Raw genomic sequence first — 24,335 nt, 5'->3', positions numbered from 1 at the left:
TAATGATGCTTAAAAAACTAATTACAGGTTGCTTTCAACAAGAAGATGCCATCTCTCAAGCTCGCAAAGCATCTATAAAGTGGCAAGATTGGATATTACCAATTCCTGGTGTCAGTAAAGTAGGAAACGATCCAACATATGAAGATGACTTTCAATATATGCGTGATGAAATCAGCAAAATAACGGATACCAATACTCAAAATATTTTAATTTACGCAGAAGAACTCTTAAAAAATCATTGTAAAGATGTTCGTGTCGTCACTTATTATATTTGGGCGCGTTTACATCAAGACGGTGAAAGTGGTTTTGCTGATGGATTATTATTATTAGCAACATTAGTGCATGAATATGGTGAAGAGCTACTCCCAACTAGGACAATCACGCGTAAACTAGCCTTTGAATGGCTTTGTGGTGTAAAAATACAAAATAGTCTATCTCTTTATCCAGAGGTTGAAAAAAATAATTTTAAAAATATTATTGCTGCACTAGCATGGTTACAGTCACAATTTGAAAATTGGTCAGAAGAAAATCGTGCAAATCTCAATGGGTTAATTACTATTTTAGAAAATAGATTAGAAAGCTCTGGTGGAATTAATACTATTATTCCACAAAACAGCACATCTTCCTCTTTAATCTCATCTCAAGAAAAAAATAATTCTGAACAAAAATTTACTGTTAATGCCATCAAATCTGGTAGGGAACTTCTAGAGCAATCACGTTTATTATCCTCTTACTTACGCGAACAACCACAAGGATGGCTTTCCTCTGCCAGATTAATGCGTTGTATTCGATGGGATACAGTACATCAACTCCCCTCGCACGATACAGAAAAGAAAACCAGACTTACGCCACCTCGAAGCGAATTAAAAAATGCTCTAAAACGCTTATATATGCAGCAAAAATGGATAGAACTTTTAGAGCAAGCCGAAAACATGTTTATGGAAGGCGTTAATCATTTTTGGCTTGATATACAATGGTATGTTTACCAAGCTTTAAATAAATCTGATAATGAATATGCAGAATGGGCAAAAATTATCAAGAACGATCTACAAATGCTATTAGATCGCTTACCCGGATTGCATGATCTCACATATGATGATGGCACAGCTTTTGCAGATGAGGTGACGCATCCTTGGATTGAACAAAATGTTCTTCTAACTGAAACCAATTTATTTGCCGATAAAACAAACGCATCTTTTCATGATCAAAATAGTATTTTAGATATGGAAAACGAAGCTTTAAGCATGATCGATAAAGAAGGCGAAGAAGCAACCTTGACATGGTTAATGCAAATACCTGGTATAGATTCTATAAAAAACCGTTGGTTACAAAGGCTTTTAATGGCACGCATTACAGAACAATGTGGCAAAATTGATATGGCTGTTCATTTGTTAAAAGAATTAGAAAAAGATGCCGAACCCTTTCAACTACACTTATGGGAGCCCGAGCTAATGTTCGAAGTTAAAGCCCGTTTCTTAAAATTATTACGTATGAAAGCACAACGTAACGAAAGTGATAAAATGCGCTTATTAGAAAAAATGGAACAGCTTCTATCTGATCTAGTTTCAATAGACCCCTCTCGAGCCTTCGTATTGTTTAATTAAAAAGAGAAAGCTCAATAATGGCTCATGATGATTTAATTTTACGTTACTATGAAGCGGAAATGATGTATTTGCGCGAAGCTGGAAAAGAGTTTGCTCAAGCTCATCCAGATCGTGCTGCACTGCTAAATTTAGATAAAGTTAGCGATAGAGACCCGTATGTAGAACGTTTATTTGAAGGTTTTTCCTTTTTAATGGGAAAAATGCGCCAAAAGCTGGATGACGATTTACCCGAATTAACTGAAGGTTTGGTCAGTTTATTATGGCCACATTATTTACGTACTATCCCCTCTTTGGCGGTAGTTGAATTAACTCCGGACTATCATAAACTAAAAGAACCAGAAATTTTATCTAAAGGGTTTGAAATTATTTCACAACCTATTGGTTCTAAAAAAACAAAGTGTCGCTATAGGTCTACTAGAGATGTAGAACTACTTCCTTTAAAATTAAGTAATGCTCAATTATTACATGAGCCAGATGGTCGTTCAGTTATTAGAATTCAATTTAATTGCGGAAATTTAGCTGAATGGAGTGATATCCATATCCATTCTTTGCCAATTTATCTGAATGCTGATTCCCCCATTAGCTCTGCCCTGCATCTTTATCTAACACGATATGCTCAACACAGTTTTATCCGTTATTCGAATGCTTATAACTCTGATCGACAACCGATAGATTTATGTTTTTCTCCTATGGGTTTTGATCCAGAAGATCGATTATGGCCAAAAGGAGAAACTGCCTTTAGTGGGTATCAACTTTTATTAGAGTATTTCTCTTTTAGAGAGAAATTTATGTTCTTAAATTTAAAAGGTTTAGAAAAAATTAGGTTGCCAGAAGCAATAGAGTGGTTCGAGCTAGATATTGTTTTAAACAAATTATGGCCACAAGATTTACTATTTTCTGAAGAAAATTTTGTTCTATATTGCACGCCTGCTATTAATTTATTTGAAATTGAAGCCGATCCTTTACGAATTTCAGGTTTACAACACGAATATTTGCTACGTCCATTAAGAATTCAGGATGGTCATACTGAAATATATTCTGTAGACCATGTAAAATCGTCAAAACGTGCTGAACAACATGATTTCGTCCCCTTTAGTAGCTTTCAACATCGTGGAGGTATGTTACGTCATACAGCCCCAGAACGTTATTATCATACGCGAGTGCGCCGTGGGGCCTCTGGCCTATATGATACATGGTTAATTCTTGGCGGTGATGCGTTTGAAAAGAACTTCGACTTTGAAGAAGAAATTCTATCTCTAAGAATTACTGCAACTAATGGACAACTCCCACGTAGCGCTTTACGAAATAGCATATTAAACCAACCTCTTCACTCAACACAATTAGAGGTTAGAGTTCGCAATTTAAGCGCACCTACAATGCCATGCTACCCGCCCTCGACAGATCGTTTTCATTGGCGTGTTCTTAGTCATTTAAGCTCTAATTTTTTAAGTATGCTGGATAATGCTGAAATCTTAAGAGGGACTTTGGCTCTATATGACTGGACAGATGATGAAATGAATCGTCGTCGTTTGGAGGCAATTATTCATGTGGAGCACTCTTTAATTCAACGTTTTGAAAAGGGATTCTTGTTAAGAGGTGTTTATATTGAAGTAACAATCAATAGTAGCGGATTTTCTGGTGAGGGGGATATTTGCCTATTTGGCGAGATGTTGAACCAATTTTTTGGTTTATATACAGATATTCATTTATTTAACCAGCTAACAATTACATTAAAACCTACTGGAAAGAGTTTTAGATGGAAAGAAAACCACAGTCAGAAGATTTCTGGTTAGTTAAAAAAATTGAAGATAAAATCACATTTATTAATTTCTATCGTTTTTGCCAACTAATAGAAAAAACAGGTGTGCATTACCCTGCGCTTGGAACAACCTCTTTACTTAAAAATGACTTAATTCGTTTTAGGTCGGTCGAAGATATGGGGTTTCCCGTTAGTGAATTTAAAGAAGTTCAATGGTCTGAAACAAATTCATCATTTCCTCCAACAATTAGAACAACTTTTTTGGGACTATATGGGGTTGATTCCCCATTACCAACGATATTCTTAGATGATATTTCTCAAAAAAGAGAAGGATATGAAAGTGTTACATCTTTCTTAGATATTTTTCATCATCGTATAGTTACACAATATTATCGCATATGGCGTAAATATTCTTACCCTGCTTCTTTTCAATCTGGTGGCACGGATGAAACGTCACAATGTTTATTAGGATTAATAGGCCTAGGTATTCCAGGAACACAAAAACATATTGCAACCCCCATATCACGTTTTTTAGCATTACTGAGCGTAATGCGCCTACCGACACGTAATGCTGAGGGGATAAGTGCCTTAGTATCCGTTCTAACAAAAAATACTATAGCCACTGTAAAACCTCACTCTATTCAACATATTCCATTACTTAACCCCATCAAATTAAGCTCAAAAACACCTATTCATTTAAACATACGCCATACTTTGGGAAAGACTGGAAGAGATGTAAATAGCCAAATTGCTTTAAATTTATATACTGAAGACTTTGAAGAAGCAAAGTCTTGGCTTCCAGGAGGACAGTTATTTATAGATTTTTTAATTTTATTAAGAGTTTATCTGGGATGGAGATATACAGCAAAAATACAATTAACCATTCCTAAACGCGTACTACCTGATGCTAAATTAAACAAATCTCAGATTCAATTAGGACGAACAGGAATTTTAGGATTAACAAGAGTAAAAAAAGAACGTTCTAAAGAAATTATTACTGTCAACATAGGGGGATATAAAGGATTAAAACCTCTTTCTAAAATCAAACAAGCTGAAGAGGTATGTTATGTCTATTAATAACCGAAAATTATTAGGCATCAGCATATGTTTACTGGTGCTTTCTGGATGTGGTTCATCTAAAAAAGACGTTCAACAGGCGTCTGTTAATGAACCTGAAAAAGCGCATCATATCAAAGAATTATACTTGCAATTTAATACTGATAAAAACTTAAATCCTGATCAAGATAATCAACCACTATCTGTAATGGTGAGAATTTATCAAATAAAGGACAATCAGGCTTTTCTGCAAACTAACTATAAAGATTTATTAAAAGAAAAAAATGATGTTGTCAAACAAAACACACTAAGCAGGTACGATATTATTCTTAAACCAAATGAGAAAATATTATTACATCGTTCTTTAGAAAAAGAGACAATTTATATCGTTATAGTTGCCTTTTTCAGAAAGCCTGACTTAGAGAAAAACAATTGGAAAGCAATTATTCGTAGAGATTACCTTATTAAAAAGAAACCACGAATAGTTGACGTGAATGCAAATAATTTATCTGTAAAGCCAACGAAGAAAGAGTTGAAAGACCAAAAGAAAAAATGAATCCTTCATTATATGAAATGTTAACTTTTAACTTTACGGATGAGCTTGATCTCTATCAAGTAAATGATACAGACAAAATTATTTTATCCGTTATGAATAATATTGAAAGAGTGCTGAACTGTCGTGCAGGCAATCTAGCTCATTTACCAGATTATGGTATTCCTGATCTTCACTCTATTCTGCAAAATTTACCTGAGTCCGCTTATAATTTAATGAATATTATTCAAAAAGTTTTATTAAAGTACGAGCCCAGATTGAAGTCTGTAAACGTAAATCTGATTTCTGAAGATAAAACAGGAAATCTATATTACACAATAAGAGCACATTTACATAAAGTAGGATTGGTTCGATTTAGTACCGAGTTTGCTCCAGAAGGGCGTATTCTGATTAACTATTTACGTCAACGTCAACAAATCGATTAAAGAGCAGCAATATGAATTCAATATTATCAGATAAGTTTGGAAAAATTGGAAAAACACCAATTGCACTAAAAGAATTTACGTCTTTAAAGGAAGAAATGGGAAAACTAAACCATCCTGCTCGACCAGATATTGACTGGGAAAAAGTAGAGGAACTTTGTAAAATTATATTATGCAAAAATGGAGCGGATTTACAAACGCTTTCTTTCTATACCATTGCGCTGACAAAGTTATACCAGCTAAAAGGATTAACAAAAGGTATAGATCTTATTGATACACTTATAGGTAAATATTGGTTTAATTTTTGGCCAGAGCAAACACATATTAGAGTTGAAATTATTGCGTGGCTAGTAAAATCTATTCAACAATTCTTACGATCTTATCAATTTTCTTATGCTGACCTGACATCTATTTATCATCTTGAAAGATTATTTGATCATTTGTGTCAAAATTTTCAAGATTTAGAAATTAAACATTTAACAGGAATGACTGATTTATATCGTCTTACCTCAAAAACAGCCAAGCAATTAGAGCGTCTCGAGCAAGAAAATTCAATATCTAATATGGTTCCTGTTGATCTTGCTGGCAAAATAAAAGAAAAAAAAAATGAAGACCTCACAAGTAGTAATGATATCCCCAACTTAACCAAACAACAAAAAGAACTAATTATAGAAGAAAACAATGAAGATAAAAAAACAACTAAAGATAGTATTTCTTTATCTTCCATGCCCCTTGTTCAATCAGAGAACAATCCTTCCAAAAAAAGTTTTTGGAAAGGATTTATAACGGGAGCCTGTGTGATTATGTTCATTGGTATCATTTCGGACGGAGCTATATTTTATGATCAATATATAAATTTAAAAAATGTTCCTATCGTAAATAGTCACTATTTCCCTGAGAATTTAACAGATAGCCAGATTAATATATTAGCTAAACTAGCAGAAAATAAAATTTCAAAAGAAACAACTGATAATATTTTAACCAGTGGCGAGGAAATCCTTAATCGAATTGAAATACAGCCTTTATGGAGCATTTATTATGGTGATCATTTGATTAAATTATATCAGTCTTTATTCCCCCAAAATACACAAGTTACAAAATTACAAAAACAGTGGCAAAACAAGCAGAAAGAGTTAGCAGACCAATATATACAAACCAATACATATCAAACAATCCAAAACCAATTACAAAGCTTTCTAGACCGATTAAATGAACTTGATGAAAGAAGAGGCCAATACATTACCGTATCAGAGCTAAAATCTATCGTTTTTTCTATTCAAAAACCTTTATTTCAATCCCCACCTTTAGATGAATTATTAAGGCAAATGAAAGAACAAAAAAAACAGCAACAAGATACAACAACTTTACAACAACAAATAAATATACGCTTCATACAGCTTCTTAATTATTACTATATGCTGCAACAGTCCAAGTAATTAACCTTTTATTTAGAGATTTCCATATGAGCTGGCCCATTCCAACTTTGACAAAAAAAGAACTCTCCTCTCCACCAAGTTTATGGTTTTGGAGCATTTTTTTTATATCCCTACAAATTATTGCAATTATCATTGCAATATTCATTCTAAACTATGAAAACCCAAGACAGATTGTTGGATTATGTTTAATTCCCACTATTTTAGGGTGGGTTATTTTATATGTATTTTGGGCATTAAAATACATAGGGTCTTCTTTATTAACAAAATATTGGAACAAAGAAATAGATAAGACTGATTCTTTATGGAAAGAATGGGGGAAAAATAAAATTGCAATACTAGGAAACGCTGTATTAACACCTGAAAAAAATGGAGTAAATGATCTATTATCAGATACTCCTCCTGTTTTTCCCCAAAAAGCGCGCCCTTTACACCTACATTATCTTCCTATTAAGGAGCTTTTCGAAGATATTCATCAACAATTACAAAACCAATACCCTAATTATAAAAGTAATTTACAAGAAATATTTCTATTACTACCTGAGACCTCTTCTTTCAAAGAAACAGAGTATCAAAGCACGATAAAACAACAGTGGGATGATAGGCCCTGTCATGTTTTACATCATATAGAAGAAATATTTCCAATATTTAACAATAAAATAGAAACAAAAAAAATAATATTACTGTTATCATTACAATTATGGGACAATAATCAAAAGAGTTATAGTGAATTTATAACAGCTCAATTATTGAGCTCAGAATTATTTGAGCGAAAACAAAATGTTAATCAAACTGGCGGTTATATTGGTCGCCATATGCCACTTTCCTTACATAATATTAAAAATGATTTTAAGCAGTTTATTTCCTATGGATGTGATGATATCAACAAAATAAAATCAATATGGACAAATAATATAGAAGATAGTGTTAATACCAACATTATTTTAGAACTAGAAAAGCAACAAATCTCCGTTTCTACTCATAATATTAATTATTCATTTGGCCCTTCAGGACCTTTATCGCTAATACTCAGTATAGCAATAGCTCTTGAATTTGCTAAAAAACAACAAACAGAACAATTAGTTTTTAATAAACTTCAAAACGATATAATTTTACACAGGATTTTTTGCAGTTAAAACCAGAAATATTATTTGCAAAAACATGTATACAAGTATATATGTTTTTATGTAAAATCTTATATATGTATGAATGTAAAAATGAAAATTATTTCTATTATTTCTCAAAAAGGTGGAGTAGGAAAAACCACTTTATCTACAGCTCTAGCTGTTGAAGCTATAACAAATAATAAGCAAGTTATACTACTTGATTTAGATCCTCAAGCAAGCTCTTCATTTTGGAATGATAGTCGTCAAAATCAAGATAATTTAGCTGTTACTGCAATCCCTCCAGCACGTCTTGAACATTATCTAAAAGCATCTAAAGATGCTGGTGCTAATTTTGTTTTTGTTGACACTCCACCTTTTGCTAAAGATATAGCCTATGATGCTGCAAAATTTGCAGATTTAGTGTTAATTCCAACTAAACCAGCAGTATTAGATATTATCGCAATGACACGTACTGTTGATTTAATAAAAGCTTTTAGTAAAAGATCATCGGTCATTTTGACATTTTGCCCACCAACAGGAAAAGAAATAGAAGAAGCTCAAGATGCTGTTAAACAACTTGGTGTAGAGTTATGTCCTATTAAAATAGGTAACAGAATTGCTTTTTCTCGTGCACAACAATTTGGGCAAACCGCACAAGAATATGAGCCAAACAGTAAAGCTGCAAAAGAAATAAAACAATTATACAAATATATATGTATACATGTATGAAAGTAAAAATCATGAAAAATAAATCTAATTTATTACTGGATGCTATTAACCGTGCTGTTCCACAGATAGAAGAAGAAAAAGAAAATAGCAATAAAATTGATAATAGTAAAAAACAAAATCTCTCTCGCTTTGGTACAAAACTTATTGCTGGTCATTTCGATCCAAAAATTGCAAGACAACTACGTATTATTGCAGCAGAAGAAGATACAACAGTACAAGCTTTGTTAGAAGAAGCCCTTAATTTATTATTCGTTAAAAAGGGTAAATCTCATATTGGTGGCTTAACAAACGATTAAACAATATATAATTGTATACAGGTATACGTATGAATAATAAAGAAAACCCACGCCATTCCCAATTCGATTTTTTTGTACCATATGTTACTGATGCTCCTCTACGAGACCATAGAGAAACTATGGAGCGCCCGTTTTTTTCTTTAGCAAAACGTAAAAGATTAAAACCTATTGAATATATCAGCCCAGACGGTGGTGTTTTTGTAAATGTATATCCAAATCAAGAATTTGGAATGGCAACTATTTGGGATGCTGATATCCTAATTTGGGCCACTTCTTGTATTAATGAGATGAAAAGAAAAAAAATAAATGATATCTCAAAAACTCTATATTTTCATCCATATGATTTGCTACGATCCATTAGCAGAAATACTGGAGGAAGACAGTATCTACTGTTAAAAGAAAGCTTGGGAAGACTACAATCCACAACTGTTGTAACAAATATTCGAGCACACAAAGGAAAAAAACAACGTCAATTCAGCTGGATTGAATCTTGGACAGATCATGTAGATGAAATTACTGGTATTAGTCAAGGCATGAGTATTACTCTAGCTGAATGGTTTTATGAAGGTATTTTGACAGACGGGGGGGTTCTCGCAATAGATCCTTTATATTTCTCAATTACAGGCGGACGCGAAAGGTGGTTATATCGTGTTGCACGTAAACATGCAGGAGGTGCTGGAGAAAAAGGCTTTGCTATTTCTTTATTAACCTTGTTTGAAAAAAGTGGTGTAGAAGGAAGCTTTCGTAGATTTAAATATGAAATATATAAAATTGTTAAAGAAAATAAACTACCTAGATATAATTTAATAATAGAAAGAAACGATAATAATCCGTTACTTAGGATAATCCTGACAAAAAACAATTAAACATGTATACAAATAATACTGTATATATGTTTAATTGTTTTTTATTAAAAACGTTCCTAATGTGCCGATAGCTATTCTTGTGGATAACATTTTTACAATTTTAACGTAATAAAACTCACCTTAAATAAAGTTTTTTTATTATATTCCATGTATTATAAATAAAATTTCGGCACATTAGGAACACTTATCCACAAGTCGATAATTCTTTCGGCACATTAGGAACAAATCATCGGCACATTAGGAACAAATCATCGGCACATTAGGAACAAATCATCGGCATATTAGGAACATCATAAACTTAAAACGTATTGATATTTAATAATTTTTAAACATAATCTTAATGCTTAACTATTTAACTATAAAATTTAACTTTTTAATTCAAATAAGCATTAATTAAAAATAAAACTACAAACCTTATATAACTTTAACTTATCGAAATTAATTTATTGATGTCGTTTATTTACTAATTATCTTCGTCCTTAATAACATGTATATCTTACTTACTTAAAAATATCTGAACATTGCCAAAGGCACATAGTAAGATCAATAAAAAGTATCGTGTGACTTTATCTGATAAAACTTCAAACATAACTTAACATGCAATGACCATTAATAATAACCAAGACAAATTTATATTTCAAAATAATCATTTAATTTCTAATATTAAAACAGATCAAAGAAAACTATTTTGAAATATAAATTCAACTTATAAAATTCCAAAAACGTCTGCTTATATTACCAAACTAGGTAATGAAGAAATAAATTTATTAAAACATATTCTAAACAAAAAAGTATTAAAATATCTAAAAACTACGAAACTAGAAAAATTTAACAATACAAGAGCTTATTATATTGTTTTAGATCTAGTTAAATAATACTTAATTGAATTTAACAATTTCTTTTTTCGATCTATTAAAACAATTAAAATCACTATCTTGTATTCCTCATCTGGTCAAAAATAATTTTAATAGAGTAAAAATTATTCATCCTTATGCAATAGAAAAAGAAAATAATGATTCATTAGAATATGATTTATATACCAATGAATTTTATACTGCTGTAAAACTATGTAATACAAACGATCTTTAAAAATGACACTGTATTCATTTGACATAAATAGTTTTGTATTTCAAAGAATATTGATAATTTTCATTACAATTAGTTGTTTAGGCTTTGAAATAGCTTTTCTGGTTTGATGTTGGTGTTTTTTATTTTTAGTTGTTCGTTAAAAGAAAAATGATGATTTTTTCTGTCGTTATAATATACGTTAAGTAATACAAATGTATCGATTAAAACACTATAAGTATTGATTTAACTGTGATTTTATGGTATTATCGTAGAATAGGTTATTCTACTACCATATACACCGTTTATACATCTACGAACCAGAGTATCAGAAAATGCCTCGATTAGTTCCCAATCAACTATCAGAAAAAAAGATCAATCGGTTAAAAGAAGGGATGCACGCAGACGGGGGCAATCTTTATTTAAATATTCGGGGCAATTCGCGTGCATGGGTCTTTCGGTTCAAAAGTCCTACTACGGGCAAGGTTAGAATGTTAGGCCTTGGATCATTGCCAGATATTACTTTGGATAAAGCCAGAGAGCTCGCAAGGCAAAGCAGGGCGATGTTAAAGGATGAATTAGACCCTTTACAACAAAAGCGCGCTGGTCGGCTTGAGATTAAAAAGAACCGCAAACTTTTTGAAGATGTAGCAAAAGATTATATTGATGCGCGCTCTAAACAGTGGAACGGTAAGAAAACAAAAGGTGAAATAGAGGGATTACTTACAAACTATGCCTATCCTGTCTTTGAGGGGCGAGGCATTCAATCCATTACCTCAGATGATATTCTGACCTTATTAAAATCAATCTGGTATGAAAAAACCATCACAGGGGCAAAGCTGCAAGGCTTGCTTGATCGTGTTTTCAAATACGCGCAGGCTCGTGGTTGGTTTAAGGGAGACAACCCCGCAAAATGGGATGGTTTTCTTGAAAACCTATTGCCTAAGCCTTCTATCATTTCCAAGACAACCCATCGCAAGGCCTATCCTTGGCAATCTATCAGTAAACTTTATAGGCGTTTGAAGGCCATCAATGATATTCCCAATCTGGCAGCCTGTTTTCTTTGTTTGACAGCTTGTCGTTCAGCCGAAGGTCGAGAAATGCGCGTTGACGAAATCGACTTCAAAGAAAGAGTTTGGACGCTGCCAGCCTCACGCAGCAAGACCAACAATGAACACAGAGTACCTTTATCTGACGAAGCTATGGCCATTATTGAACGCGCTATGCAGATCAATGACAACCAGGGCGAATATGTTTTTCAATATAACAAAAAGCCCATCTATGACAAAGCAGTCCTAACGGCCGTTAAGGATGCAGCACAAGACAAGGCCATGACATTGCATGGGTTCAGGTCATCTTTTAGAGATTGGGGCAGTGAAGTTACGCAGACATCGCCAGAAATCCTTGAAATGTCTCTTGGCCATACAATCAAGTCAAAGGTTGAAGCTGCTTATAGACGCGGTGATATGCTGGATAAACGGCGCATCTTGATGAATGACTGGGCCAATTACTGTAAGGGGTGAGTTAGAGTTTTTACACCATTACGCGCGTACGTGCGCGGGGCAAGAGCAAGCCCCTGCTTCGCGCAAGATTATGATACAGCCAAAAGATTTGACGAAAGCCACATCATAGGGAGGGGGGGTATCTTTGGGTCCTTCCTACGGCTTTTGCATCGCAGGTATATTCGCACCCCAAATAAGCCCTAGCTACATATAATATTTTTGGTTGCAGTTGCACCCCCATAAACTCAATATAGCCCTAGAGTTTCCTTATCAAAACAGGGTGCAACCCCCGTTGCAGTTTGGTTGCAGGGGGTCCACCCTATAAACAACGTATAAACGGCAGAAAACAGCCAATATTTAAAAATATAAAGGGTGCAACCAAACTGCAACCAGTTGCACTTTGATTTACGATAGGTTGCAGTCTGAAATAAATCAAAAGAAATCAAGAAATCAAAATGAGTTTCTTGGCCAATATGCGCGCGCGAGGAAATCGCCTTAATTCTTATAGTTAAAACAGAATAATATTGCTCTTTTTCTAATTTGTGACTTGCCTCGTTTATTGAAACGCCATTATTTTATTAAATAGTAATAATAATATTGGTTTATTAATAAATTATTGGGGTGATGGTATGGGTATGTTTGACGTTGTGGATGATGCAACGAAGGCTCTTCTTACTGGAAAAGGGTTCGGTGTCTCTGGTGCTGGCCATAACCGCTATCATCTCTCTATTACAGGCTGTCATTCTGATATTGATATTCAGGACTTTCATGGGGTTGAAAAACTCAGTGAGCCTTTTTCTTATCAAATCCGTTTTACCTCTATCGATCCGACCATCACTCCTCAAGATGTCTTAAACTGCCCTGCTAAGTTTTTCTTTCAATCCCCTTCTGATTTAGAGCCTCAAAGGCGGGTCTATGGTGTTATTACAGGGTTTTCGAAACTTGGCAGTTCCAAAGACCAGACCTTCTATCAAGTCACCTTAGAGCCCCGTTTGGCTTTGTTACGCAAAACCCAATATACCTCCATCTTTCAAAATCAATCTATTCCTCAAATTGTTGAAAAAGTGCTTAGGGATCGTCATGGGTTTGAAGGTCAGGATTTCCATTTTGATCTTACCCATACTTACCCTGCTCATGAGCAGGATATGCAATATAAAGAAACCGATTATGACTTTATCGCGCGTAAGCTTGCGTGGGATGGCATTTGGTATCGCTTTGATATGGATAGCAGGCTTGATCTTGATGTAATCGTATTCTCCGACGATCAAAGCAAATATGTGTTTGGCAATAGTCTTCCTGTAAGATCTCCAGCAGGATCTGGCATGAATGATAAAGGCATTCTTTCTGTTTGGGGCTTAGAAGTTCATCATCAAGTGGTGCAAGCAGGGGCAAAGGTTAAGGATTATAACTATAGAACCGCCAATGCGACACAGAACAGCGAGACGGATAGTTGGCAGCCCGATAATACCACTTACGGAGTTCCCTATCATTATGGGGATCGGTATTTAGAACGCGGCACAGACATAGACCCCGAAATAGAAACGGGGTCTTTTCATGCCAGGCTGCATAATGAACGGTATAAAAATAATAAGATCAGAATTACAGGCTTTACCAATGATCCCTCCCTTTATCCTGGGAAGGTTTTAGATCTTGAAGGAGGGTCAACAGACCCTGCGTTAAAAGATGGGTTCCTCATTGTCTCTACGACTAATTCAGGCTCAAGGAATGGCAAATATGAGATGTCCTTTGAAGCCATTCCTTATCGTGATCAAATAGGGTTTAGACCTAAACTTCTGACCAGACCCCATATTGCAGGAACCATTCCAGCCAGGGTAAGCAGCACAGAGAAGTTTGATACTTACAGTCATATTGACGAGATGGGACGCTATAAGGTTCAATTCGACTTTGACTTAGACACATGGGACAAGGGCAAAGAAAGCCTGTGGGTTAGATTAGCCAAGCCCTATAGTGGGGGAACCTATGGCTTTCACTGGCCACTCTTAGATGGAACAGAAGTGGCTATTGCCTTTGAAGATGGCGACCCTGATAGACCCTATATTGCTTATGCCCTGCATGATTCAGCGAACGGCGATCATGTTACCATTCAGAACTATAAAAGAAACGTTCTAAGAACGCCATCTAACAATAAGCTTAGAATGGAGGATGAACGGGGTAAGGAACATATCAAGCTCTCCACAGAATATGGAGGCAAGACCCAGCTCAATATGGGGCATCTGGTTGATAGTTCTCGTCAACAACGAGGGGAAGGTTTTGAGCTGAGAACCGACAAATGGGGCGCGATTAGAGCCAATAACGGGATCTTTATCAGTGCAGATGGACGACAAAAGGCGAGTTCTAGTCAGCTGGATATGATCGAAGCAACTGGACAGCTCAGTAGTGCGCTTAATCAAGCCAAGCAGCTTAAAGATGCAGCGGATGCGTCAAAGGCGACAGGGTTAGATACTTCAAACCTCATGAGCTTGATTGAAGGAGCGATCTCAATGCTCCAACAAGCAAGTGTCCTCATCTCCGCCCCCGCAGGCATTGCTCAGACCACGCCCTCCAGTATCCAACACAACGCAGGGCGCAACGTCATCACCACAGCAGGCAAAGATGTTAGCCTCAACGCTAAAAACAACGTCACAATGGCAGCATCGAACGAGATATCCCTCTTTGCCCACAATAAAGACCTCAGAGCCGTCGCAGGATATGGCAAAGTCGAGCTACAGGCTCAAGATAATCAGATGAACCTCGATGCCAAAATGGATATTACGCTGACTTCTCATGACGGGAAAATACAGACCTTTTCTCCGAAAGAGATTAATTTGGTTTGTGGAGAGAAGTGTTTTATCAAAATTACCCCAGATCAAGTGATTATGAACGCCCCAGATCATATCATCCATAAAACAGCGGTTGTTATTAAAAAAACCCCCGGGTCAATGCCGATCGATCCCCCTCCTATGCCTCAGCCTAAGAAAATGGGTGATTTTAACTTTTCAGAATAAGAAAGTCATATGTAATGATTATAAGTCCTCCTTTTTTACCTGATGGTGATGTTAATCAAAGCCAATCTATTGATGATTTTGTTGATGGATTAATGGGACGGATCGATAGAGGTAAGTTCCCTGTTAGCAGCCATTTAAGGTGGCATGGTGGGGTGCATCTGCAAGCTCCAGAAAGTGATGAGAAAAGTGTAAGATTAATTAACAGGGTTCCTGTCAGAGCGATTGCAGATGGTAAGGTTTTATATGTCCGTCAACCCACGCCAGAGGTTAAGGATCCTCATCCTTTAAATAATATGGGTAAAGGAGGATGGTGTGATGATGGATGTGTGGTTATCCAACATGATACAGAGATAGGAGAAGACTTAGCCGTTACGTTTTACTCGATTTACATGCACTTGAAATCTATTGAAGCAACGGTAACTACAGGCTCTGAAATACATCGCAAAGGTAAATTAGGGCAAGCTGGACAGATTTATGGAAATGAAGGGCTAATTCATTTTGAGATTGTTGCCGATGAAGCCAATACTAAGAAATTTCTTGGGGACTTAGCGTTTAGTGCGCCCAGTTATTATACTAATCAATATCAATGTGAAGAAAAGTTTAGAGCACAAAATGGCCGAACCGATGCTTGTTTTGGTAGTATGTATTTCTTTGTGCCTAAGTTTATTCCTCTTTTTGACAAACCAGATATTTTGAGTCCAAGCATTGTTCGGCAAACAACGGTTGATTTAACGCAACGTAATTATACGCCTTTTTCTGAGCAAAAGACGGTTGATATAACTCAGACCGAGCCTGAAGAAGCACTTATATCTCGTCCTACGCCAATAACAGTCGGTCAACATATGTATGTAGAAATGGCGTTTGATAAGGGGAAATGCACGTTTACAAGCTATGATGAGGATGGCAAGCAAATTGGCGATCCTGTGGTTACACAAGGGGATAGTCGTTATAAAGATGCAGTGCATGAGTATAATCTATATCAAGCCTCGTTAAAGCTTTACCCTTCTAAACCCACAGCTGGGTTTGAATTATTGCGTTTTGGTCGTGTGATCGGGGATGAGGATTTTGCAGCGACTGAAAGCATTACGCATTTTAGGAGAATTCAAACCCCTCAAGGTGTGTTTTGGATTGATTTAAACAATAAAAACATCAAGAAATACAGCGATGCGGACTTCCCTTATTGGAAAGGCTGGGGGGTGGTCAATGATGATACTAAGCCCACAGATGGGCGTTCTGATTCAGCCATTATCAACAAGATGATCCAAGAGAATTGGCAAAAAAAGTCGATTAGTGCGCAATTATTATTCTTAACCCCGACCGCTAATCGTAATGTTGATACGGATTATAACGAAAAGACGTATAAAGAAAAATCCGAGTTGCTGGATGCTGAACTAGATACAAAGATGGGCAAGCTCTTTTGTAAGTTCCCCACAGAATGGCAAACCAGCGACTTTGATACTCGCTATGACTGGGTAAAGAAAGAAATCTTTGACAATAACGAAGAACAGTTTCAAGACTTTAAAAAACACGCCGAAGCCCTTGCTTTTTGGGAAAAAGCAGGCCTGACCCTCGATAAAAACCACTGGCATTTCCCACCCGTCGAGTTCATTAAGCATTTTAGAAAATGTGCGTGGCTTAGTGAGGGTGAGTTCAAACAGACATTTGTTCCTTATGTTGAGCAAAAATCGAAATGGTATCCTACGGGAATAAAGAGGGCTTCAGATTTGTTGGGGTCTTTAAGAGTTAATTTGAATAAGTCTTTTCGAAAATATTGCATTAACACGCCTTTAAGAATGGCTGGTTTTTTGGCGAATGCTTTTGAAGAAACAATATGGATGACAACGTTAGAAGAAAAAAGTAGTTACTGGTATCAACCATGGGGAGGACGGGGTATTTTGCAACTGACTCATCCAGAGAATTATGCAACATACTGGAAATTTCTGGGTAAAACCATTTCAAATGATTTTAAGTCTTATCAAACCGCATATGGTAAGATTGCGCATATGAAAGGAAATGATGTTCGAAAAGAAAAAATGAAAGTCATGCAAGATGCAAATTATCCAAATTTGGCTGAATATCATACTTTAAGAAAAAGAATTTCTAATAAAGAACTAGAAGACCCTACAGACTCATCTGGTTTTTATTGGGTAAGTAGAAGCACCAGTATTTCTAAATATGCGGATGAGCCACAACAATTAGAGGCAGTTTTAGTTGGAACAAAGGCCTATTATCGTAGTCCTTCTTTTTGGAAAGTAGCTAATGTTGTCAATTATGGCAGTTATAGTTCATCCAGAACCCAATATGGAACGTCTATTAATGGCTTTCCAGAACGGTGTTGTGGATACACTAATTGCTTGTTGGTTTTAACTGAACTTAAATTCCCAGATGGAAAAGAAAAGCTAGAAATACCAAAAGGGTGGAAACAAAGGGATATACACGGTAATGATCCGAAATAATAAATATATAATAGCAATTTTTATTGCTTTAATCACATTACCTGTAGCGCATGGACAGGAAAGAACAGATAAAGATATACTTAAAACGAAAATTTGGGATTGGTATATTCCTCCTGATGCTAGAGCGAGCTCTTCGTATAAAAAAAGTAAAAAATGTGGAAATATTAGTTTGGATATTCCAAATTGGGTCGATATTAAAGAAGCTCAAATAAATATTAAAAAAAAACTTCCTCATGATGATCGAGTAGACTTCTTATCTGGAGGCATTTCATTTAGTATAACTTGTAAAATACAAGTTAATTTAAACACAGATAATATTAAATTTAACGATACGACCAAACTATGGGAATTATCCAAAGAAGATCAAGAGGATTATATAGGGGGAACAAAGCTTAAATCAGATCAAATTTATCAACTTCATACACCAAACGCTTTTGGTTGGGTGCATACAATGATTAGCTTTGATGTCATAGGCGGAAGTTATACAAAAATAGCAAAGTTTTGTTTATTTAATAATCAAAAAAACAAACAGTTATGTGGTTCTGGCAATCCTCAATATATCCCAAATAGAAAACAACTTGGAACCACAAGGTTTGATTACACTCCGATATTAATCAAAATCCTCAATACCGCTCAATTCCTTGATGATAAATAGCTTTTCCAACAGATTCATCAGGTTTTTATTGGGTATATCAGGATCTTCACAATGTAGTTCCCAATAAGTATGCCGATGAACAACATAATTTAGAGAGAGTTGTGATTACAGGAGGGCATGTATATTATCGCAGTATGGCATTTTGGCGCAATGCTGCTGGGGTCAATTTGCCCGGGGCAATATCCAGAACCAATTATCATGGGATTAATGGCTTTGATAGTCGATGTGCAGTCTATGGAAATGCATTGGCAGTATTAACCGAAATGAAATTTCCTGATGCAAAAGGAAATAAGACATTAGAATTTCCAGAGGGATATAAAACGCGCAAGATTAATGAGCAGCCTTAAGATACGATAAAAATATCTTTGCATCACAAAAACATGGAAAGTCAAAGTGAATATTAAAAATATACTTTTAGTAGGTTATCTGGTTTTTGGTTCTATTCATTCAGTTCAAGCAAAAGAACAACAGGTAACGACTAAAATATTAGATTGGTCTTATAGAATTCCTTATGAAGTACCAACAACAGCTTTTAAAAATAGTAAAAAATGCGGTAATATTGAAATGAATTTACCGAATAATAGTTATTTTAATCTTGGTTATTTAATAATTAAAACAAATACTAAGCATCATCAGACTCCGACTGATAAATGGTTTGGTGAGGGAATACAAATATCTTTAAATTGCACAACAAAAAATGTTCAAATGAATCCTAAAGATAGCAGTAATTTTATCTATAATCCCCAAAAACAACAATGGGTGTGGAAAAATGATGGAAGTTCTGAAGGAATTTATCAAATTAAGGCCAAAAATGGAATTGGATGGTTAATAGAAGATGAGCCAGAGAGTATAATGGGCACAAAAGGTAGTAATGGTGATGACTATATAAGAAGTATAGGCTTTTGTATTACCAATAATGCTCATACCAAGCAATTATGTGGTGCTGGTAACGTACAATATATTCCTCACAAAAAAGATATTGATAAGAATATTGGCAATTATACCGGGACCATTTATAAAATATTACAAACCACGAAATTCCTTGACGATAAATAGCCGACTGCTGATCGTAATGTTGATGCGGATTATAACGAAGAACAGTTTCAAGACTTTAAAAAACACGCCGAAGCCCTTGCTTTTTGGGAAAAAGCAGGCCTGACCCTCGATAAAAACCACTGGCATTTCCCACCTATTGAGTTCATCAAGCATTTTAGAAAATGTATGTGGCTCAGTGATGGGGAGTTAAAGCAGACATTTTTGCCTTATGTTGAACAGAATTCTCATTGGTATTCAAAGAGCATAAGAGGAGCTTCTACCAATTTATTGGAAGCATTAAGGGTCAATCTTAATAAGATGTTTCGTAAATATTGTATTAATACCCCGTTAAGAATGGCTGGTTTTTTAGGGAATGCTTTTGAAGAAACAATATGGATGACTACTTTACAAGAAAAAAGTCATTATTGGTATCAACCTTGGGGGGGGCGAGGCATTTTGCAATTAACCCATCCAGAAAACTATGCGACTTACTGGAAATTCTTGGGTAAAACCATCTCGAATGATTTTAAATCCTACCAAACTGCATATGGTAAAATCAATCATATGAAAGGGAATGATGTTCGCAAAGAAAAAATGAAAGTCATGCAAGATGCAAATTATCCAAATTTAGCAGAATATCATAGAATTAGAGAAGATATTTCTAGTAGAAAAACAAAATTTCCAACAGACTCATCAGGTTTTTATTGGGTCAGTAGAAGCACCAGTATTTCTAAATATGCGGATGAGCCACAACAATTAGAAGCGGTAACCGTTGGAACAAAATCTTATTATCGTAGTCCTTCTTTTTGGAAAGTAGCGAATGTAGTGAACTACGGAAGTTATAGTTCATCCAGAACCCAATACGGAACGTCTATTAATGGTTTTCCAGAGCGTTGTTGTGGATATACAAATTGTTTAATGGTTTTAACTGAACTTAAATTCCCAGATGGGAAAGAAAAGCTAGAAATACCAAAAGGGTGGAAACAAAGGGATATACACGGCAATGATCCGAAATAATAAATATAGCATAGTAATCCTTATTGCTCTAATAACGATATCTATAGCTCATGCACAAAATATAACAACTAATGATGTTACAAAAACTAAAATACTAGATTGGTCTATAGATCCTATAACTTTGAAATATGATCATGGGATTATAAAATCCAGTTATTATAAAGAAAGTAAGAAATGTGGAAATATTAGTTTTGGATTTGCTCGGTTAATTAATTTTAGAAATTTCAATTTAATTCTTACCCAAAAGCTCCCTCATGATGATCGAGTAGATTTTTTATCTGATGGAATTAAAATTGATATTGATTGTAAAACACAAGTGAACTTAAACACAGATAACATTCGATTTAACGATGTTACAAAACAATGGGAGTTATCCAAAGAAGATCAAGAGGATTATATAGAAGGGACTAAGCTGAAATCAGATCAACTCTATCAACTCCATACACCAAATGCATTTGGTTGGGTACATACAATAATTAGTTTTGATGTTATGGGCGGAAGCTATACGAAATTTGCTCATTTTTGTCTATTTAATGATAAGAAAACAAAACAATTATGTGGATCTGGTAATCCTCAATATATCCCTAATAAAAAACAACTTGGAACAACAAGATTTGATTACACTCCGATATTAATCAAAATCCTCAATACTGCTCAATTCCTCGATGATAAATAGCTTTTCCAACAGATTCATCAGGTTTTTATTGGGTAAGTATAAGTATAAGTATTTCTAAATATGCAGACGAAGAGCAGAATTTAGAGGCGGTTTTAGTTGGAACAAAGGCCTATTATCGTAGCCCCTCTTTTTGGAAGGTTGCTAATGTTGTCAATTTTGGCAGTTATAGTCCATCACCAAAGCGTCCACAATACGGAACCAGTATTAATGGCTTTCCAGAGCGTTGTTGTGGCTATACAAATTGTTTATTGGTTTTAACAGAACTGAAATTTCCAGATGGGCAACAAAAATTAGAATTACCTAAAGGGTGGAAACAAAGGGATATACACGGCAATGATCCGAAATAGTAAAAATATAATAGCAATATTTATTGCTTTAATTACTATATCTGTAGCTTATGGACAGGAAAGAAACAGTAGTAATACTAAAATATTAGATTGGTCTATAGATCCTATAATTTTAAAATATGATGCTGGAATTATAAAATCTAGTCGTTATAAAGAAAGTAAAAAATGTGGAAATATTAGCTTTAAATTTCTAGAGTTAGTTAATTTTAAAGGTTTTCAATTATTTATTACAAAAAAAATTCCTCATGATAATAATTCAGATTTTTTATCTGGGGGTATTACATTCAGTCTAGATTGTACAACACAAGTAAATTTAACCAAAGATAACATTCGATTTAACGATACGACCAAACAATGGGAATTATCTAAAGAAGATCAAGAGGATTATATAGAAGGGACTAAGCTTAAATCTGATCAACTCTATCAACTCCATACACCAAATGCTTTTGGTTGGGTACATACAATGATTAGCTTTGATGTTATGGGTGGAAGCTATACAAAAATAGCTAATTTTTGTTTGTTTAATAATAAGAAAACAAAACAATTATGCGGTTTTGGTAATTCTCAATATATCCCAAATAGAAAACAACTTGGAACGACAAAGTTTGATTACACCCCAATCTTAATCAAAATCCTCAATACTGCTCAATTCCTCGATGATAAATAGCCTTTCTTACAGATTCATCAGGTTTTTACTGGGCGAGTAGAAGCATAAATATTTCTAAATATGCAGACGAAGAGCAGAATTTAGAGGCGGTTTTAGTTGGAACAAAGGCCTATTATCGTAGTCCTTCTTTTTGGAAAGTAGCTAATGTTGTCAATTATGGCAGTTATAGTTCATCCAGAACCCAATATGGAACGTCTATTAATGGCTTTCCAGAACGGTGTTGTGGATACACTAATTGCTTGTTGGTTTTAACTGAACTTAAATTCCCAGATGGAAAAGAAAAGCTAGAAATACCAAAAGGGTGGAAACAAAGGGATATACACGGTAATGATCCGAAATAATAAATATATAATAGCAATTTTTATCGCTTTAATAACGATATCTGTAGCTCATGCACAAGAAGTTAAAATATTAGATTGGTCTATACCTAACGATTTCATAGCTTCTAATGAGTATAAAGAAAGTAAAAAATGTGGAAGTATTAGTTTTAATATCCCTAGTTGGGTAGCTATAATAAGATCATATTTAGTAATTAAAAAAAAATTTATAAACGATGATAGGTCTGATATTTTTTATGGAGGAATTGGTTTCGGAATGTTGTGTAAAACAAAAATTAATTTAAACCAAGATAATATTAAGTTTAACGATATTACGAAACAATGGGAATTATCTAAAGAAGATCAAGAGGATTATATAGAAGGGACTAAGCTTAAATCGGATCAAATTTATCAACTCCATACGCCAAATGCGTTTGGTTGGGTGCATACAATGATTAGCTTTGGTGTCATGGGCGGAAGCTATACAAAAATAGCTAATTTTTGTTTATTTAACGATAAGAAAACAAAACAATTATGCGGCTTTGGTAATTCTCAATATATCCCCAATAAAAAACAACTTGGAACAACAAGATTTGATTACACTCCGATATTAATCAAAGTCCTCAATACTGCTCAATTCCTAGATGATAAATAGCTTTTCCAACAGATTCATCAGGTTTTTATTGGGTCAGTAGAAGCACCAGTATTTCGCAATATGCAGATGAGCCACAACAATTAGAAACGGTAACTGTTGGAAGTAAAGCATATTATCGTAGTCCTTCTTTTTGGAAGGTTTCTAATGTTGTTAATTTTGGCAAATATAAACCATCACCAAAACGACCACAATATGGAAAATCTATTAATGGATTTGAATTACGTTCATCTGCCTATACAAATTGTTTATTAGTTTTGACAGAGCTTAAGTTTCCAGACGGACAAAACAAGTTAGAGATACCTAAAGGTTGGATACCAAGAAAGATCAATGGTGAAGCAGGAGTTTCTTCTTCAGCTAAAGCTAAAAAACCAATACATAATAAGAAGAAATAATATGAAGATTTCTATTTATATAACAATAATAGGCTTATCTATATTTTCATTTAATTCTGTTGTTTGTGCACAAAATATAACAACAAATGAAATAACTAAAATAAAAATATTGGATTGGTCTATACCTCCAGACCTTAGACCAACAAAATTATACAAAGAAAGTAAGAGGTGTGGAAATATTAGTTTTAATGTGCCTAATTGGGTTAATATTAAAGAGGGGCAATTATTAATTCAAAAAAACCTTCCTCATGATGATAATTCAGATTTTTTATCGGGCGGTATGAGATTTACTATGTTATGTAAAATCAATGCGAAGATAGATGAAAGTTATATAAAGTATAATTCTAGTGACGATCAATGGGAATTGACTAGTGAAAATGAAGATATGGACGGATATGTTTATGGTACAAAATATAAAGCCAATCGAATATATCAACTTCATACACCCAATGCGTCTGGTTGGTTATGGACAAGTCTTGATTGTAATATGAGAGATAAAAATTTTTTTAAACTAGTTAATTTTTGTCTATTTAATAAAGATAAAACCAAGAAATTATGCGGTAATGGGATTTCCCAATATATTCCAAACAAAAAACAACTTGGGACTACACGGTTTGATTACACGCCAATTTTAATAAAAATCCTCAATACAGTTCAATTTCTCGATGATAAATAGATTTAATAAAAGATGCAGTGCATGAGTATAATCTATATCAAGCCTC

Annotated in this window: 22 protein-coding genes; all 22 read left to right on the top strand. The window is 34.6% G+C overall.

The window, feature by feature from the left end; genetic code table 11:
• The first annotated feature begins 2 nt into the window (after positions 1–2).
• The 22 genes from tssA (at position 3) to QJV27_RS10795 (ending at position 24,289) form a co-directional block, all read left to right on the top strand.
• The gene (gene tssA, locus QJV27_RS10900; RefSeq protein ID WP_281449036.1) at positions 3–1,604 is read left to right on the top strand and encodes a type VI secretion system protein TssA; all 1,602 of its coding nucleotides are present in this window, start codon (positions 3–5) and stop codon (positions 1,602–1,604) included.
• A gap of 17 nt (positions 1,605–1,621) precedes the next feature.
• Positions 1,622–3,397 carry a type VI secretion system baseplate subunit TssF gene (tssF, locus tag QJV27_RS10895; RefSeq protein WP_281449035.1) on the top strand — a complete coding sequence of 592 codons (1,776 nt, stop codon included), beginning with the start codon at positions 1,622–1,624 and terminating at the stop codon, positions 3,395–3,397.
• Positions 3,361–4,440, top strand: coding sequence for a type VI secretion system baseplate subunit TssG (tssG, locus tag QJV27_RS10890; RefSeq protein WP_281449034.1), 1,080 nt, complete (start codon positions 3,361–3,363; stop codon positions 4,438–4,440). Before tssF ends, tssG begins: the two co-directional genes overlap by 37 nt.
• Entirely contained in the window at positions 4,430–4,975 is a 546-nt protein-coding gene (gene tssJ, locus QJV27_RS10885; protein ID WP_281449033.1) for a type VI secretion system lipoprotein TssJ, read from the top strand. The genes tssG and tssJ overlap by 11 nt, the downstream gene beginning before the upstream one ends.
• A complete protein-coding gene (gene tssE / locus QJV27_RS10880) occupies positions 4,972–5,397 on the top strand; it encodes a type VI secretion system baseplate subunit TssE (RefSeq protein WP_281449032.1) in 426 nt (141 codons plus the stop codon). The genes tssJ and tssE overlap by 4 nt, the downstream gene beginning before the upstream one ends.
• A gap of 11 nt (positions 5,398–5,408) precedes the next feature.
• Entirely contained in the window at positions 5,409–6,830 is a 1,422-nt protein-coding gene (locus QJV27_RS10875) for a VasL domain-containing protein (RefSeq protein WP_281449031.1), read from the top strand.
• A gap of 26 nt (positions 6,831–6,856) precedes the next feature.
• On the top strand, positions 6,857–7,963 hold the full coding sequence (locus tag QJV27_RS10870; RefSeq protein ID WP_281449030.1) for a hypothetical protein: 1,107 nt from the start codon (positions 6,857–6,859) through the stop codon (positions 7,961–7,963).
• A gap of 81 nt (positions 7,964–8,044) precedes the next feature.
• Positions 8,045–8,662: an AAA family ATPase gene (locus QJV27_RS10865; RefSeq protein WP_281449029.1), complete on the top strand. Its 618-nt coding sequence runs from the start codon at positions 8,045–8,047 to the stop codon at positions 8,660–8,662.
• Positions 8,663–8,673: 11 nt separating this feature from the next.
• The gene (locus QJV27_RS10860) at positions 8,674–8,958 is read left to right on the top strand and encodes a ribbon-helix-helix domain-containing protein (RefSeq protein WP_281449028.1); all 285 of its coding nucleotides are present in this window, start codon (positions 8,674–8,676) and stop codon (positions 8,956–8,958) included.
• A gap of 29 nt (positions 8,959–8,987) precedes the next feature.
• A complete protein-coding gene (locus tag QJV27_RS10855) occupies positions 8,988–9,824 on the top strand; it encodes a replication initiator protein A (RefSeq protein ID WP_281449027.1) in 837 nt (278 codons plus the stop codon).
• A 1,400-nt stretch (positions 9,825–11,224) separates the two neighbouring features.
• Positions 11,225–12,412, top strand: coding sequence for a tyrosine-type recombinase/integrase (locus QJV27_RS10850; protein WP_281449026.1), 1,188 nt, complete (start codon positions 11,225–11,227; stop codon positions 12,410–12,412).
• A complete protein-coding gene (locus tag QJV27_RS10845; protein ID WP_281449025.1) occupies positions 12,384–12,521 on the top strand; it encodes a hypothetical protein in 138 nt (45 codons plus the stop codon). The genes QJV27_RS10850 and QJV27_RS10845 overlap by 29 nt, the downstream gene beginning before the upstream one ends.
• Positions 12,522–13,020: 499 nt before the next feature.
• Positions 13,021–15,396, top strand: coding sequence for a type VI secretion system Vgr family protein (locus QJV27_RS10840; RefSeq protein ID WP_281449024.1), 2,376 nt, complete (start codon positions 13,021–13,023; stop codon positions 15,394–15,396).
• Between the two features lie 14 nt (positions 15,397–15,410).
• Positions 15,411–17,852 (top strand): M23 family metallopeptidase, encoded by a 2,442-nt coding sequence (locus QJV27_RS10835; protein ID WP_281449023.1) that lies wholly within the window; start codon positions 15,411–15,413, stop codon positions 17,850–17,852.
• Positions 17,839–18,507, top strand: coding sequence for a hypothetical protein (locus QJV27_RS10830; RefSeq protein WP_281449022.1), 669 nt, complete (start codon positions 17,839–17,841; stop codon positions 18,505–18,507). Before QJV27_RS10835 ends, QJV27_RS10830 begins: the two co-directional genes overlap by 14 nt.
• 134 nt (positions 18,508–18,641) lie before the next feature.
• Positions 18,642–18,854 carry a hypothetical protein gene (locus tag QJV27_RS10825; protein WP_281449021.1) on the top strand — a complete coding sequence of 71 codons (213 nt, stop codon included), beginning with the start codon at positions 18,642–18,644 and terminating at the stop codon, positions 18,852–18,854.
• Positions 18,855–18,900: 46 nt separating this feature from the next.
• Entirely contained in the window at positions 18,901–19,563 is a 663-nt protein-coding gene (locus QJV27_RS10820; protein WP_281449020.1) for a hypothetical protein, read from the top strand.
• Positions 19,564–19,728: 165 nt separating this feature from the next.
• Positions 19,729–20,559, top strand: a complete 831-nt coding sequence (locus QJV27_RS10815; protein WP_281449019.1) for a hypothetical protein — start codon at positions 19,729–19,731, stop codon at positions 20,557–20,559.
• On the top strand, positions 20,546–21,235 hold the full coding sequence (locus tag QJV27_RS10810; RefSeq protein WP_281449018.1) for a hypothetical protein: 690 nt from the start codon (positions 20,546–20,548) through the stop codon (positions 21,233–21,235). The genes QJV27_RS10815 and QJV27_RS10810 overlap by 14 nt, the downstream gene beginning before the upstream one ends.
• Positions 21,236–21,568: 333 nt before the next feature.
• Positions 21,569–22,249 carry a hypothetical protein gene (locus QJV27_RS10805; RefSeq protein ID WP_281449017.1) on the top strand — a complete coding sequence of 227 codons (681 nt, stop codon included), beginning with the start codon at positions 21,569–21,571 and terminating at the stop codon, positions 22,247–22,249.
• A gap of 327 nt (positions 22,250–22,576) precedes the next feature.
• On the top strand, positions 22,577–23,221 hold the full coding sequence (locus QJV27_RS10800) for a hypothetical protein (protein ID WP_281449016.1): 645 nt from the start codon (positions 22,577–22,579) through the stop codon (positions 23,219–23,221).
• A 393-nt stretch (positions 23,222–23,614) separates the two neighbouring features.
• A complete protein-coding gene (locus tag QJV27_RS10795) occupies positions 23,615–24,289 on the top strand; it encodes a hypothetical protein (protein ID WP_281449015.1) in 675 nt (224 codons plus the stop codon).
• The last annotated feature ends 46 nt before the right edge of the window (positions 24,290–24,335 follow it).

It is taken from the genome of Commensalibacter oyaizuii (assembly GCF_029953265.1).
Classification (GTDB): Bacteria; Pseudomonadota; Alphaproteobacteria; order Acetobacterales; family Acetobacteraceae; genus Commensalibacter; species Commensalibacter oyaizuii.
The sequence above is the reverse complement of the archived record's forward strand: the minus strand, read 5'-3'. Positions and strand labels throughout refer to the sequence as shown.

Excerpts from the sequence above, each read along its gene's own strand:
- tssA (WP_281449036.1), top strand. The coding sequence starts at position 3 with ATGATGCTTAAAAAACTAATTACAGGTTGCTTTCAACAAGAAGATGCC.
- tssF (WP_281449035.1), top strand. The coding sequence starts at position 1,622 with ATGGCTCATGATGATTTAATTTTACGTTACTATGAAGCGGAAATGATG.
- tssG (WP_281449034.1), top strand. The coding sequence starts at position 3,361 with ATGGAAAGAAAACCACAGTCAGAAGATTTCTGGTTAGTTAAAAAAATT.
- tssJ (WP_281449033.1), top strand. The coding sequence starts at position 4,430 with ATGTCTATTAATAACCGAAAATTATTAGGCATCAGCATATGTTTACTG.
- tssE (WP_281449032.1), top strand. The coding sequence starts at position 4,972 with ATGAATCCTTCATTATATGAAATGTTAACTTTTAACTTTACGGATGAG.
- QJV27_RS10875 (WP_281449031.1), top strand. The coding sequence starts at position 5,409 with ATGAATTCAATATTATCAGATAAGTTTGGAAAAATTGGAAAAACACCA.
- QJV27_RS10870 (WP_281449030.1), top strand. The coding sequence starts at position 6,857 with ATGAGCTGGCCCATTCCAACTTTGACAAAAAAAGAACTCTCCTCTCCA.
- QJV27_RS10865 (WP_281449029.1), top strand. The coding sequence starts at position 8,045 with ATGAAAATTATTTCTATTATTTCTCAAAAAGGTGGAGTAGGAAAAACC.
- QJV27_RS10860 (WP_281449028.1), top strand. The coding sequence starts at position 8,674 with ATGAAAAATAAATCTAATTTATTACTGGATGCTATTAACCGTGCTGTT.
- QJV27_RS10855 (WP_281449027.1), top strand. The coding sequence starts at position 8,988 with ATGAATAATAAAGAAAACCCACGCCATTCCCAATTCGATTTTTTTGTA.
- QJV27_RS10850 (WP_281449026.1), top strand. The coding sequence starts at position 11,225 with ATGCCTCGATTAGTTCCCAATCAACTATCAGAAAAAAAGATCAATCGG.
- QJV27_RS10845 (WP_281449025.1), top strand. The coding sequence starts at position 12,384 with ATGACTGGGCCAATTACTGTAAGGGGTGAGTTAGAGTTTTTACACCAT.
- QJV27_RS10840 (WP_281449024.1), top strand. The coding sequence starts at position 13,021 with ATGGGTATGTTTGACGTTGTGGATGATGCAACGAAGGCTCTTCTTACT.
- QJV27_RS10835 (WP_281449023.1), top strand. The coding sequence starts at position 15,411 with ATGATTATAAGTCCTCCTTTTTTACCTGATGGTGATGTTAATCAAAGC.
- QJV27_RS10830 (WP_281449022.1), top strand. The coding sequence starts at position 17,839 with ATGATCCGAAATAATAAATATATAATAGCAATTTTTATTGCTTTAATC.
- QJV27_RS10825 (WP_281449021.1), top strand. The coding sequence starts at position 18,642 with ATGGCATTTTGGCGCAATGCTGCTGGGGTCAATTTGCCCGGGGCAATA.
- QJV27_RS10815 (WP_281449019.1), top strand. The coding sequence starts at position 19,729 with ATGTGGCTCAGTGATGGGGAGTTAAAGCAGACATTTTTGCCTTATGTT.
- QJV27_RS10810 (WP_281449018.1), top strand. The coding sequence starts at position 20,546 with ATGATCCGAAATAATAAATATAGCATAGTAATCCTTATTGCTCTAATA.
- QJV27_RS10805 (WP_281449017.1), top strand. The coding sequence starts at position 21,569 with ATGATCCGAAATAGTAAAAATATAATAGCAATATTTATTGCTTTAATT.
- QJV27_RS10800 (WP_281449016.1), top strand. The coding sequence starts at position 22,577 with ATGATCCGAAATAATAAATATATAATAGCAATTTTTATCGCTTTAATA.
- QJV27_RS10795 (WP_281449015.1), top strand. The coding sequence starts at position 23,615 with ATGAAGATTTCTATTTATATAACAATAATAGGCTTATCTATATTTTCA.